At 35.7% G+C, this 14,956-nt stretch carries 8 protein-coding genes; 1 reads left to right on the top strand and 7 read right to left on the bottom strand.

The genetic code is table 11. The features are described 5' to 3' along the window. Nucleotides 1-17: 17 nt before the first annotated feature. The 7 genes from IRZ99_RS08025 to IRZ99_RS07995 form a co-directional block, all read right to left on the bottom strand. Nucleotides 18-1,535 (bottom strand): RagB/SusD family nutrient uptake outer membrane protein, encoded by a 1,518-nt coding sequence (locus tag IRZ99_RS08025; RefSeq protein ID WP_194656776.1) that lies wholly within the window; start codon nucleotides 1,533-1,535, stop codon nucleotides 18-20. A 12-nt stretch (nucleotides 1,536-1,547) separates the two neighbouring features. Further along, complete coding sequence (locus tag IRZ99_RS08020) at nucleotides 1,548-4,550, bottom strand: TonB-dependent receptor (RefSeq protein WP_194656775.1); 3,003 nt, start codon at nucleotides 4,548-4,550, stop codon at nucleotides 1,548-1,550. 215 nt (nucleotides 4,551-4,765) lie between these two features. After that, nucleotides 4,766-8,860 (bottom strand): two-component regulator propeller domain-containing protein, encoded by a 4,095-nt coding sequence (locus tag IRZ99_RS08015; protein ID WP_194656774.1) that lies wholly within the window; start codon nucleotides 8,858-8,860, stop codon nucleotides 4,766-4,768. Nucleotides 8,861-9,046: 186 nt separating this feature from the next. After that, entirely contained in the window at nucleotides 9,047-10,684 is a 1,638-nt protein-coding gene (locus IRZ99_RS08010; RefSeq protein ID WP_194656773.1) for a glycosyl hydrolase family 28-related protein, read from the bottom strand. Nucleotides 10,685-10,940: 256 nt separating this feature from the next. After that, nucleotides 10,941-12,125, bottom strand: coding sequence for a mannonate dehydratase (uxuA, locus tag IRZ99_RS08005; RefSeq protein ID WP_194656772.1), 1,185 nt, complete (start codon nucleotides 12,123-12,125; stop codon nucleotides 10,941-10,943). Nucleotides 12,126-12,354: 229 nt separating this feature from the next. Continuing rightward, a complete protein-coding gene (locus IRZ99_RS08000) occupies nucleotides 12,355-13,167 on the bottom strand; it encodes an SDR family oxidoreductase (protein WP_194656771.1) in 813 nt (270 codons plus the stop codon). Between the two features lie 85 nt (nucleotides 13,168-13,252). After that, on the bottom strand, nucleotides 13,253-13,702 hold the full coding sequence (locus IRZ99_RS07995) for a YhcH/YjgK/YiaL family protein (RefSeq protein WP_194656770.1): 450 nt from the start codon (nucleotides 13,700-13,702) through the stop codon (nucleotides 13,253-13,255). A gap of 207 nt (nucleotides 13,703-13,909) precedes the next feature. Here IRZ99_RS07995 and IRZ99_RS07990 point away from each other — a divergent pair, with 207 nt between their 5' ends. Next, nucleotides 13,910-14,935, top strand: coding sequence for a substrate-binding domain-containing protein (locus IRZ99_RS07990; protein WP_370527659.1), 1,026 nt, complete (start codon nucleotides 13,910-13,912; stop codon nucleotides 14,933-14,935). Nucleotides 14,936-14,956 lie beyond the last annotated feature (21 nt).

The raw sequence follows: 14,956 nt of genomic DNA, 5'->3' as shown, positions 1-14,956 counted from the left end.
ATTGTAATTATAATGTTTTAATAACCAGGATTATTTGGTTTTAAATTAGGATTGATCGCTAATTCAGTTCCCGGCAAAGGGAATAAATAATCTTTGTTTGGATCAAAATTCGCATGAGGTTCAAAACCATTAGGACCAAATACTTCAGGTCCGTTTTTCAGCCTCTTAATATCATACCATCTGATATATTCAAAAGCCAGTTCTAATCTTCTCTCGTTGATAACCATTTTCTTAAAATCGGTTTTAGAAAGTCCCGGCGTTACATTGGCTGGAAATGAAACTTGTCTTCCTGCTTTGTTTCTGGCTCTCGCACGCACACGATTTACATAATTATCTGCTTCTGCAGTTCCCGGTGTAATTTCGTTTAAAGCTTCAGCAGCAGTCAATAATACTTCAGCATATCGCATCGTGATATAATTGTGTTGCGATGTTCTTCCGTTGGCACCGGCTTTTCCAGGAAAACGATAATATTTAGCAATATGAGGACGCGGTGCTTTTTCATTATCGCTTGAAGGATAAACCTCCAAAGATCCACCTGGTCCGGTTTTCTTTCTGATTATGGTGTCAAAACTTACTGCTCTTCTGTAATCTCTTTGATCCCAGTCGTTAAAAACTTTTAGAGAAGGTACTGCAACAGAAAATCCTTGTCCATAGCTATAACTGTCATCTTTTAAGGAACCTGTAAAAAATGCGGTATAATCCTGACCGTAATTTCCTGATGTTAAGTTATTAAAGTCAATGGTGAACAGTGGTTCTTTTAAGGCTGCAGCTTTTGTAGCATTGAACAAATCCTGGAAATCAGCATCTAAACCTAAACCGAATTTAGCTTCGTTATTAATTACATATTTCGCTTCATCATACGCTTTTTGATAGTTTCCTAATGTCAAATAAACAGAAGCCAAATAACCGGCTGCAGTGCCTTTTCCAGGAACCGCTTTTACTTTCGGTTTGTCGTCTAACCATTGTTTTGCAAATTCTAAATCGGCTATGATTTTGGCATATACCTCAGCTTCTTTGGTTTTACCTAAGGAATTTACCTGAGAAACATCATTCACCACAAAATCAACATACGGAATATCACCAAAAATTCGAACTAAATGATAGTAAGCAAAAGCTCTTGCAAAATGTGCCTGAGCTACGATCGCATTTACTTTTGCCGGATCGCCCGGAGTCTTTTTTGCACCTTCAATAGCCTGATTGGCTGCTGTTACAATGATATAGGATTGTGGCCAGAAGTTGGCAACCAATGCGTTGGTATCATTCATTTTCATATCATTCACATCAATACGGGCAGCCTGAGTGGTTCGGTCGCCAATATCGGCCATGTCGTCACGTAACATTAAGGCGATGGTAAATTCTCTTCCCCAATAATTATTATGGGCAATGTTTGCAAAGGCTCCGTTTACAGCGGCTTGTAAGTCGTCTGTATTGTTAAAAAAGTTATCTGGACGAATGATTCCAACTGGATGTTCTTCAAGATCTGAGCATCCAAAAACGAATATTCCCAAGAAAAATAAAGCTATATATTTTTTCATAATATGATTCTATTAAAATTTTAAATTGAAACCGAAAGTGAAGGTTTTCACGTTTGGATAACTTCCATAATCCAATCCTAAATTGGTATTACTTCTGGCGTTGGTGTCGTTTAAGTAATTTACCTCAGGGTCTGAACCCGGATAATCTGTAATCGTCCAAAGGTTTTGTGCACTAACGTAAAAACGAACTTTGCTCAATCCCATTTTCGAAACTACTTTATCATTTAAACTATATCCGATAGAAACATTTTTCAAACGAATGTAACTTGCATCATATACAAACCTTGAAGTGATTCTTTTTGTTCTTGCCGCATTTGCAGGAACATTTGTATCGGTATTTGTTGGAGTCCAGGCATCTAAAACTTCCGTAGTTGCATTGTTGTTTCCTGAAGCCAATTCCATTAACGTATAATTTAAAATTTGGTTTCCTTCTGATCCCTGAAAGAAGATATTCAAATCCAGATTTTTATACGTGAAATCATTATTTAAACCGAAAATGAAATCCGGATTTGGGTTCCCGATAATAGTTTTGTCACTTGAATCCAGTTTTCCATCACCATTTACATCTTTGAATTTTTCTCCACCCGGAGCCGTTTCAAAATTCCCCGGAAGCGCTGTTTCTCCCTGCTGAATTACACCATCGTAAATAAATCCGTAGAAAGAACCAACCGGTTCACCAACTCTCAAAATTTGAGATTCTGTTGCAAGGAAATGCCCCGGAGCAGAGTTAATTAATAAGTCTTTGTTATCGGCCAATTTTAATACTTTATTCTTGTTTGAAGAGATATTAAAGTTAGTAGACCAGGTAAAATCGGCGCCAATAAAGTTTTTCGTATTGATTCCTAATTCCCATCCTTTGTTTTCTAATTCTCCAACGTTTTGAAGCTGAGATCCAATTCCTGAAATTCCGGGTAAAGGTCTGTTGAACAACAAATCTTTGGTAATGGTTTTATAATAATCTGCCGTAAGACTGATTCTGTTATCAAATAAACCTAAATCAATTCCGTAATCTTGTTGATAAGATGTTTCCCATTTTAAATTCGGATTATCCAAAGAAGTCAACTGTACTGCGTTTACAATTACGTCACCGCTCACATCATAAATTTCAGAGAATCTTGACAAAGTAGAGTAGGCACCAATCGATGGATTCCCGGTTGCTCCGTAACTTGCTCTTAGTTTAAGGTTTGAAATCGTTTTATTGTCTTTTAAAAAATTCTCTTTAGCAATATTCCAACCCACGGCTCCGGAAGGGAAAGTTCCGTATTTGTAGTTTTTACTGAAACTTGAAGAACCGTCACGACGTGCTGTGAAAGTGAATAAGTATTTATCATCGTAATCAAAGTTCAACCTTCCGAAAGCAGAAATTAATTCGGTTTCAGATAAACCTGAATCTGGTTTTAAGAACACGGTTCCGGCTCCTAAATTATGATAAGAGTTGGTATTCGTAAGAAATCCTCTTGAAGCAGCATATGAATTTTCATTTGTGTTTTTTTGATACGAATAGCCTCCAAGAATGGTTAAAATTCCTTTGTCGATAATTTCTTTTTTGTACGTCAAATAATTCTCGGTTAAGAAAGATGAAAATCTTGTGTTGTTTACAGAAGCTTCTCCTTTAATATTTTTTCCTGCAATTAAAGTAGATGGAATATATCTTCCCGTTTGAGAATTAGACTCTGTTAAACCTAAAGTGGTTTTGAAATTTAAATCTTTAAAAATCTGATAAGAAGCAAAGAAATTGCTTCTGTTGGTAATGTTGATTACTTCCAGAATGTTTTCCATTGCAGTCGCATACGGGTTGTCAATATCATCTCCAATGGGAGCTGTAGTTGTGTAAGAACCATCTTCGTTATAAATACCTTTATCGGGCATAAAACGGTACGCAGCTGCAATTACACCCGCAGCACCAGTTCCTCCGGCTCCAGTCTGGCTGATAATTCCGTCTTTGTTTTGTTTGCTGGTAAATAAATTCAGTCCCACTTTAAACTTATCACTCAAATCAGCTTCAAGATTACTTACAATCGTGTATTTGTCAATTCCTGAATTAATTACAACTCCGTTTTGGTTGTAATAATTTCCGGAAACATAATATCTGATTTTCTCTGAACCGCCTGAAAATGATAATTGTGAATTCGAAATCATTCCGTCACGATAAATTACGTCCTGCCAATCGGTGTTCGCTCCGGCAGAAGTGTGTGTAGTAAAACTTTTTCTATAAGCGACAAACTGGTCGCCGTTTAATAAATCCAATTGATTGTTTACAGATTGCGTTGAAGTCGAATTACTGAATTCAATTACCGGCGCTCCTGGCTTTCCTTTTTTAGTCGTAACCATAATAACTCCGTTTGAACCTCTGGATCCGTAGATAGCTGTAGCTGATGCATCTTTTAAAATCTCAATGGAAGCAATATCCTGAGGTGCCGGCATAGAAGCACCTGCAAAACCATCCACAACAATAAGAGCATCTCCACTCGCATTGATTGATGTTCCGCCACGAACCCTGATTTTCACCGGAGCACCTGGCTCGCCACCATTATTCGATTGTACCGAAACCCCTGCAGCGCGGCCTTGCAAAGCCATTTCTGCATTCAATAAAGGATAAGCGGTTAGCTCTTTTGCGGTTACTGATGATACTGATCCTGTAATGTCGCTTTTTTTACGGGTACCATAACCTACAACGATAACCTCATCCAGATTTTTAGTATCTGATTTTAAACTTACATTGACTACCGTTTTATTCCCTACCGGAACTTCGATAGTTTGATATCCTACATAGTTGAAAACTAAGACAGCATTTTTTTCTGCAACTATTACAGTATAGTTTCCATCCATGTCCGCAGTCGCGCCAACAGAAGATCCTTTGATATAAACATTAGCACCAGGAAGCCCAAGTAAGTCTTCGCTGGAAGTAACTTTTCCGGTGACTTTTCTTTCCTGTGCATTCACAACAATATTTCCTAGTAAAAAGAGCACCAGAAAACACCATTTAAGCGATTTAATTTTGTGGTTTGTAAACATTCATTTTTTGGTTTTAAGGTTAATGTTAGATAAAATAAAAAAGCAATAAACTCATTCCGATTATAAGCAGCATGAAGAGAATTTGCAGCAATAAGAATTTTGTTTTTTTGATTTTCATATCACAAATATATCAGGGCAGAATGATATAGAAATACAAAAAAGGGTATCTAAAAATACAGATACCCCTTTTTTAAGCCTTTAAATATGCGGATTTTCTAAAATACATCAACGGACTTAGAAAATTTGTCAGCAAATTGCGACGGAGTTTCCCCGTACTTTTTCTGGAAACATTTGCTGAAGTATTTGGGATTATTAAAACCTACTTTATAACTCACTTCAGAAACATTCAATTTGTTTTGTTCTAATAATTGAGCGGCACGTTTTAATCGTATTTCGTGAATAAATTCGTTTGGCGTATAATTCGTCCACGCTTTTACTTTTAAGAATAACATGGTTCGGCTAACCCCTAATTCGGAACAGAAAAACGGAATGTCAAATTGTTCGTTTGAAATGTTTTCTTCCACAATTTTGAACGCCTTTTTGAGTAATTCTTCATCCAAAGAAGAAACCGTAATTTCTGACGGAACGAAACTGTCTTCACTGGTGAATTTGTTCTTCAGTCTTTCAGTTGAATTCAAAAGATTCTTAACACGAAGTTTGAATTCCATCAAATTAAAAGGTTTACTAATGTAATCATCGGCACCGCTTTCGAGTCCTTCGAATTTATAAACCAGTGAAGATCTGGAAGTCAGTAATATGACCGGAATATGACTCGTTTTTAGATTTTCTTTTATTTTAGAACATAGTTCTGTTCCTACCATTTCTGGCATAATAACGTCACTAATAATTAAATTCGGAACAAATTGTAATGCCTTTTCAAAAGCAATTTTACCATTTTCGGCCTCAATAATATTGTATTCTTTTTTGAGTAAATTTTTCATAAAGGTTCGCAAAACCTTGTGATCTTCTACAATAAGAATAGTTTGTTTTTCAGCATTTACAACAAAATCTTCAATGTCTTCCGGTTCTGTTATTGCTCCGGTTTCTAGTTGCGTAGTATATTGAACGATATCATCACTGATTTTAAAATCCTCTATAATTTCATCGTCTGCAAGATGGGCGCGACCCAGTGGAAGTGTAACTTTAAAAACAACGCCCCCTGTTTCTTTATTCGTTACATCAATATTTCCTTTATGAAGTTTGACGATATTCTTTACAATTGACAATCCAATTCCGGTTCCTTTATTATAGTTTTTCTGAACGTTGTTGTGTAACGGAACTTCAAAAAACAAATCGAAAATTTTGTCAATATGTTCCTCGGCAATTCCGGCTCCTGAATCTTCTACGGCAATAAAAAGATTTTCATGATCATGATTGATTTTGATATTGATCGTACCACCTTTTGGTGTATAACGAAAGGCATTAGAAATCAAATTATAAAAAACACGTTCCAGTTTATAGCGGTCAAAATACACCAGAATTTCTTCTTCAGAAGTTTCAAAAGTATAATCGTAACCGCCATCTTTGGCGTATTCGATAAAAGACAAAAAGATTTCTTTGGTGAATTTGACAATATTTCCATTGGCCGATTCCAGTTTCACCTGATCGTTTTCGAGTTTTCTAAAATCCATTAAACGGTTAATCAGACTCAAAAGATGATTGGCACTTCCTTCAATTACCAGCAACTTTTTGTACATTTCATTGGTTCCGTTATAATTGGATAAAATCTGTTGTAATGGTCCTAAAATCAAAGTTAAAGGTGTTCTAAATTCATGAGAAATATTAGTAAAGAAATCCAGTTTTGCCCTGTTGTTTTCTTCAATACGTTTGGTTTCTAAATACTCCAGTTCGAGTTTTTGTTTCAATCTGGCTTTCGATTTCATGATCCATATTAAACCGTATAAGGCAGAACCAATTATAATTCCGTACAATAAAAAGGCCCAGATACTGCGCCACGGAGCCGGATTTATAACAACAGTCAGGGTAGTGGGAACTTTATTCCAAACGCCGTCATTGTTAGCACCCCGAACTTCAAAAACATAAGTTCCGGGATTCTGAATGGCATACATAGCTTCGGTATTTTTGGTGACGGTCCAGTTATTTTCCAGTCCGGTCAATCGGTAACTGTATTGGTTATTTTTTGACCGAATGTAATTTGGAATCGCAAAATTGATGGAGAAATTAGCTTTGTCATAATCCAAAGTGATGGTTTTGGTGTAGCCGATACTTTTCTCCAAAATTGCTGTTGAATCCTGAGGATTAATCGTTTCATTTTTGATTTTCAAACCGGTAATTAAAACCTGAGGGACATATTGGTTGAGGGAAATTTTTCGGGCATCAAAATAAGTTGCTCCGGATGGACTTCCGAAATAAAATTTATTACCATCTAATTTTAAGGCCGAATTATCATTGAATTCATTGCTCGCCAAACCGTCTTTTTGATCGTAGATTACAATCGTTTTTCTCGTTGTACTATATTTTATTATGCCCTGATTGGTACTGATCCAAAGGTTTTTATCATCATCTTCCAAAATAGAATGAATTGATGTGATAACCGTATTTCCAATTTTAAGATTGATTCGGTTAAATTTCTTTCCATCAAAATAATGCAATCCTTTTGCTTTTGTTCCCACCCAAATTTTATTTTGAGAATCCTGAAACAAAGTCAAAATATCGTCGCCAGCCAAAGCAGAAGCATCAAAAAAGAAATGTTTTATAGCATATTTAATAGGCTGGAAATTTTGAAGCCCAATAAGATTTAGCCCATTTTGCGTTCCAATCCAAAGTCTTTTTTGTTTGTCAATTAAAATTGTTCTGACGATATTATTCGTTAGAAAATCAGACTTTGTATTATCATTTCCAATAATCTGAAAAGTTTTTGAAATCGTATTATACCGAATCAATCCTTTATTAAATGTACCAATCCATAAAATTCCATTCCCTTCTGTTTTGATAGAATAAACACCGGTTTCTTTCAATAAAGTATTTAGTTCGGATGAAATTCTGTTGTCTTCAATTTTTTTAGAAATGATATTGTAAGCCGTGATTCCTTTAGAAAAAGTCCCAATCCACAAAATATGATCTTCGGCAAGGCACATCGATTTAATGTCGTTTTTAGTCGTTTGGCCACTTTTACTGTTGATATAACTGGTTGCTTCGGTATTTGGATTATAAATCGTGATTCCACCGCCTTCCGTTCCAAAATAAATGTTTTTATTTTTATCTGCAATTATAGCACTTACCACATCAAAACTCATCGGAATCTTTTTAGAATTCTGATTGTAATTCGAAAAGTTCACATTCGAGACATCCCAAATATTCACGCCTTTATAATAACAGCCAATCCAAACCGATCCTTTTTGATCCAAAAAAACTGATTTTACCTTATCGATTCCGTTGCTGTTGTTGCTGTTATTTATTTTTTGAATGCTTTTGTCTTCTCCTAAAATGTAAATTCCGTCGTAAGCACCAATCCATAAAGAACCTTGTTTGTCAATAGTCAAAGCACGAATGTCTGTACTGAGCTCACTGTATTTTTCAGCAGGTAAAAAAGAGATAAATTTGTTTGATGATGGATTAAATTTTAAAAGTCCTTTGTTTTTTGTGCTAACCCAGATGTCGTTGTAACGATCTTCAGTAAGTGCCTGAACAGTCAATAAATCCGTTGTGTTTAAAGGATAATTTTTAAAAGAAAACTTTCCGTTTTTTCTACTTATCAAAACACATAAACCTTTTGTTGTACCAATCCAGATTTGGCCTTTTTTACTTTTTAAAATACTTAGTATATTATTGCTTGGAAGCGTTGTATTATCCGTATCCGAATGGAAAGTGGAGTTAAATTGCCCTGTTTTTTTATTGTAAATCGTCAATCCTTTAGATGTTCCAAACCACATTTCATCGCCAATTTCTTTGATGCTCCAAATCGCGTTTCCACTTATGGAATGATTGTTTTTGGTGTGCAGATATCTTGTAAAAGTATTGGTGACAGGATTATAACAATTCAGCCCGTTATATGTCCCAACCCAAATCTTCCCTGAATTGTCTTCTTCAATTGCTAGAATATCATTGTTACTGATAGAAGATTTATCCGAAATATCATTTCTAAAAATCGTAAACCGGCTGCCATCATATTTATTCAGTCCATCACGTGTACCAAACCACATTTGCCCAAATTTATCCTGATGAATAGCAATGACAGAACTCTGCGAAAGCCCGTCAGTCGTAGAAATGTTTTTGAGACGATATTTATTTTGAGAAAATACATTCCCGGAAATAAATAATAAAACCAGAAAAGCTATTTTGTATTTCATAACATTCAAATTATAAAATGAGTTTTTTTTTGCCACTGATTTCACAGATTAAAAAGATTAGTATATTCAAAAAATAGCCACGAATTCACGAATGATTGCGCATAGATATTTAAAAATTCGTGAATTCGTGGCTAAAAGATTATTTTAAAAATCCTTTTAATCTGTGAAATCTGTGGCAAGAATATTTTATTTCAAGCGCCTTTGCAATTGATAATCATACAGCGACAGCACTTTGTCCAGCGATGTATTTAAAAATTCAATATAGGCATCAGGTTCGTATTTTACCTCGAATTTTGCGTTACCGTTGACGCCAATGATTCTCGCAAAAGGCCCATCTTTCATACCGTATAATAAAACCGGCTTTGTGCTGTCAAATGTTTTTTCAACCTGAATATTAAGATTCCAAAACGTGCTGAAAGGCCCGTGTGATGGTTTCCAGTAATCGGCACCGCCACCGCCAAATAACAAATAACTATTGTTCTTATCCGGATTGATATGAACCATAATATGATCAAATAAATTTTGATGATTTGCACCCGAATGCTGATCTAATAAAGCATCTGCAAAAATCTCACAATTCTGATATACATTTTTTGTAGCAAACGTATTGAAGCTCAACGGGTGAACTGTTTTATTATAAATTTTAAGATTCTTTACCAATATATTATGTACGCCACCTAACGTTACGGTATAATGTGCCATATGTGGTCCATCGGTTACAATATCCTGAATCGTAACATTGGCATCTTCTTCGGCCAGAATTCCGCTGTCTGAATTTGTAATCACAATATCCTTAACCCAACTATTGAAAAGACGGGTTAAAAAGATCGCATTATTTCCCGGTTCAACATGATGTGCTACTCTCGGAATGTCCGGAAAAGTAAAGCGAATGTGTTCAATTCCCACTTCGTTTAAATGTTTCCATTCCACCAATTGCGCCTGATAACTCGGTTTTATTGCAATGGTCAAAGGCGTTTTGATGGTAATTTTTGAGTTTGAAATTTTAGTGATTTCAACTTGTTGTCTCACAATTGGTAATTTTGGAAATTTCCAATGATGAGAGCCTGGTTTTACTTTAGCACCTTTGTATAAATCCTGAATGATTTCGCCATTTTCTCCGTCTTTATTGAATAATTGAAGCTCTACAACATCACCAACTTTCAATCCCTTTACATCAGACACATTGATGATGTGTTCGCCTATCTTTCCGGAGCTGACTTTCGCCAAAATATTTGGAGTAGGTTCGTACTTGTCTAAATAAGATTTCACACGTTCTCCAGGAATCTGCGTCCAGATAAAACCGCCGGACCAGGCATATTGAGAAAAAGGCAAATCGATATTATTTTCGGTTTCGCGCTGTCTTTTATCAAAAGTGGTTAAATATTCACGAAGTTCTGCAAGCGATTCCGGATCTTTAAGATACATCATCGGTCTTGGGCAATAAATCTCGGTTCCGTTTTCATTAGAACCGGCGCCCCGAAGTACAAAATTGCTTCTTTCGATGTATAAAATATCACTCAGAATAATTCGGCCTGCAGGCAATTGTAAAACTACATTTCCTTCTGTAGAATTTGCCGCTTTTATGGCTTTCAATAAAGCTTTTGAATCGTCTAAATTGTCATTTGCTTTTACGCCAAAATCTGTCGCATTTACAACTTTTCCATCAGATACAGGAATTTGGCTTTCGCCGAAATGATAGCCCGCGTAACTAAAATCAGGGAGATAATTTGCCTTTGAATCGGTTAGTATTTTTGGTGTTTGTTGCGCCATTAAAATACTATTTATAAAAAGACTGAAACAAATAATAATGGTTTGACGCTTCATGGTTTTGTGGTTATTTTGGTTAGTTAGGTTTTGGTTTGCTATTTGCCATTTGCCACGAAGGCACTAAGGCGCAAAGTTTATTAAATGCCACAGATTAAAAGATTAAAAAGATTATTTCACGCAGATTTTAAAAAGATTATAGCAGATTTAATTTAAATAAGCTGTGGCAAAAAAAATCTGCGCACATCTGCTTAAATCTTTTTAAAATCTGCGTGAAAAAAAAACTTTGCGCCTTAGTGCCTTCGTGGCAAAAAACTTAGACAGTTCTTTTAATTCCCATTTCAAGCCCTCGTAATTCGGCTAGACCTCTCAAACGGCCGATTGCTGAATAACCCGGATTTGTCTTTTTCTTCAAATCATCGAGCATTTGGTGACCGTGATCCGGACGCATTGGCAATTGGCTGTTATTTCTTTTTTCGACTTCAATAATTGCTTTCACCACTTCGTACATGTCAACATCGCCTTCCAAATGGTTGGCTTCATAGAAACTACCTTCTGCATCGCGTTGTGTACTTCTTAGGTGAATAAAATTCATTTTATCACCGTGACGTCTTACAATTCCCGGTAAATCATTATCAGCTCTTACGCCGTATGAACCCGTACACATGGTGAATCCGTTTGATGGAGACGGAGCGACATTCATTAATTCAATCAAATCTTCTTCTGTACTCACGACTCTTGGTAAACCTAAAATCGGGTAGGGCGGATCGTCTGGGTGAATCGCCATTAAAACACCTTTACTTTCGGCAACCGGAATAATTTCCTTTAAAAAGAAGAAAAGATTTTTCTTTAAAGCTTGTCTGTCAATATGATTGTAAGCGCTCAAAGTCACCAGAAAATCTTCTACAGAATAGGCTTCTTCAGCACCCGGAAGTCCTGCCAGAATGTTCTGTTGTAATTTTACTTTATCAGCCTCTGTCATGGCTTGAAAGTATTTTGTGGCCTTTTCGATTTGTATTGACGAGTATTCTTTTTCCGCTCCCGGTCTTTTCAAAATAAACAATTCAAAAGCAGCAAAAGCATTAATATCAAAACGCAAAGCTTTTGATCCGTCTTCGACTTCATAAGATAAATCAGTTCTTGACCAATCCAGAACTGGCATGAAGTTATAGCAAACACATTTAATGCCGCACAACGCCAGGTTTCGAATGCTTTCTTTATAATTTTCAATGTATTGAAGATAATTCCCAGTTTGTTTTTTAATGTCTTCGTGAACCGGAATACTTTCTACAACGGACCATGTCAAACCAGAAGCCCCTTTTTTCGGATCACCGTTTTCATGCTCAATTTCGACTTTTCGTTTAATAATTTCTTCAATTTCCCATATTTGTCCGTTTGATATATGGTGTAATGCAGTAACAATTCCGGTAGCGCCGGTCTGCTTAATATCTTTTAAAGAAACCGGATCATTTGGTCCGAACCATCTTAATGTTTGTTCCATTTTATTCGTTTTTTGTCCTGCAAGGTTTTCGAAACGTTGTAGGTATTTATTATTTTTTTCAGGAGCTAGTTCCCGCTATCCGTTGCAAACGAAGTTCACTGAACTCCGATTAAAATAAAAATTAAGTGAAGTAATCTTTTGTGTCCGCCGCGGCGGACACAAAAGGATTTCCACTACTATCGGGGCTAGGGCACTCATTTTCATAAGAACATTTCCAGCTAATTCAATTTTAAATACTTGTAGCGGCAAATCCACCGTCTACAATTATAATGGTTCCTGTCACGAATTTGGACATGTCACTGCATAAAAATAAAAGTGCACCGTCAATATCTTCTGGTTTTCCAAATCTTCCCATAGGCGTATGATCGATTATTTTTTCACCTCTTGGTGTTAAGTTACCATCCGGCTTCAACAATAAAGCCCTGTTTTGTTCTCCAATAAAAAAGCCTGGTGAAATGGCATTCACACGAATTCCCTCTCCATATTTTGAAGCCAGTTCAACCGACATCCATTTAGTAAAATTGTCAATCGCCGCTTTTGCTGCCGAATAACCAACTACTCGTGTTAAAGGCCTTTGTGCCGATGTTGAGGATATATTGATCACATTCCCTTCTTTTTGTTTTGCAAAAAGTTCAGAGAAAACCTGTGTTGGGAGCATCGTTCCAATGATATTTAAATCTACTACTTGTTGCAGGTCATTTGTTTTCATATCATAAACAGCCTGATCAGGTTGTATCGTTGCTCCCGGCATATTTCCTCCCGCAGCGTTGATCAAAATATCAAGGCGACCGTATTTTTCTACGATAAAATCTTTTACTTTTTCAAGTTCTTCTTTTTTCAAAACATTGGCTTGTACAGCAAAAGCCTTTCCGCCATTGTTTTCTATAGCAGCGACCGTTTTATTGGCTTTTTCAATAGATTGCGACACAATTCCGACGATTACGCCCTGTTTGGCCAATACGTTTGCAAAATTGCTCCCCAATACACCAGCACCACCGGTTATAAGAGCAATTTTTCCTTCAAGATTAAATATTGAATTCATTTGTAAGTTTTATTATTTATATTTTTTAAGCACCTGTAGTCTCAAATTTCAGGCGAAGCAATTTCAAAAATTGGAATTTCTTTTTTTAAATTTTGACCTTGATTACAATTTTCTTCAACATCCCTTCACCAATCATGGCAGCGTGAACATCTGTTGGAAATAAAATGGCAAATTGTCCTTCCTGCAATTCAAAATACATGTCTGGTTTGTCATGAAAAAAGCGAACATCTCTTTCGTCGCTGTATTCACCATTTGGACTCACACATTTTTCTCTCGGTTTCCAGGCAAAAGTTTCAGGACCTTTTAATGAAATCTGGATATCAATATTCTGATCATGGCATTCAAAACCTTTTATGCTTTCTTCTCTAGATGTTCCTTCTCCTGAAATTACAATTACTTTTAATCCTTCTCCAATTTCAAAAGCACCATCTTCAAGATTTAGCAAGTCATTTTGACTTAAATAATCAAATGCTTTTTTGAAATTTGAATGTAAGCCACAATATTTTGCGGCATTACTTAAAACATCTATAATCATATTTTAAATTTTCGATTGGTTTTTTTGTGTGGCTATTTATTTTAAAAGACAAACAATTATTGTTTTTTGTTTAAATTGTGTAATTTTGCGTGTACGCACACGGGCTTTTACAAATGTATATAAAAAGTTAAGTAAAACAACTTATCTTTACCTAAAAAAAATAATTTTACGCGGTTTCAAAATAGTTTTAACTTAAAAAGTAAGAATATCATAACAATAAAAAAAATAGCGGAATTAGCCAATGTTTCACCAGGAACTGTTGACAGAATCATCCACAAACGTGGTCAGGTGGCGCAGGAAAATGTAGATAAAGTGAATGCTATTATTGAAGAATACGGATACAAAAGAAATATCCTGGCGAGCAATCTGGCTTTAAATAAGAAATTCCGATTCGCAGTTTTTTTACCTAAATACGAAAGCATCGAATATTGGAAAAGCCAAATTACCGGAATAGAAAAAGCGGCAGTTGAGTTCGGTAAATTCGGTGTCGTGCTGGATTATTTTTTCTACGATTTTAATACTGCTTCTTTTAAGGAAGCTGTCGAAAAAGTCTTGAATTTTGATTGTGACGGCTTGTTATTTGCACCCATTTTTTACGAAGAATCTGTTCGTTTTTTAAAGGAATATGAAAAGAAGAATATTCCGGTTGTTATGATCGATTCGAATATTTCAAGTGATGAAGAACATGCCTATGTTGGACAAGATGCTTTTCAGAGCGGGTATCTGGCAGGAAGATTGATTAGTTTTGCCGTAAATAACGAAAGACAGGTTCTGATTTTTAAGATTACCCGTGAAATAGAAAGTACTTCGGTTTACTTGCAGCGCATTGATGGTTTTTATTCCTTCTTTAAAGATCGTAGTGAGCTTACTAATTTTAAATTCTCAGAAGTTACCATTAAGGACTCCGGAATCGATCAGCTTTCTTTAGATATGTTTTCGGAAATAAACAGCGTTTTTGTGCCCAATTCCAGAGCTTATATTGTAGCGCGATTTTTAGAGCAAAACAATATTAAAGGTGTCCGTATTATTGGTTACGATTTATTAAAAGAAAATATAGAATATCTAAATAAAGGAATAATTGATTTCCTGATTAACCAAAGACCAGAAGAACAAGGTTATATGGCGGTTAATCATTTGTATAAAAAATTGGTTTTACAGGAAAAAGTAGAAAGCAGGCATTATATTCCCTTAGAAATTATTCTGAAAGAGAATTACTTTCCTGCCAGAAAATAAGAAAAAGGGTTTCACACAGAT

Source organism: Flavobacterium sp. LC2016-12, assembly GCF_015351595.1.
Taxonomy (GTDB): Bacteria; Bacteroidota; Bacteroidia; order Flavobacteriales; family Flavobacteriaceae; genus Flavobacterium.
Note: the sequence above shows the minus strand (reverse complement) of the source record. Positions and strands in the feature narration are given on the sequence as shown.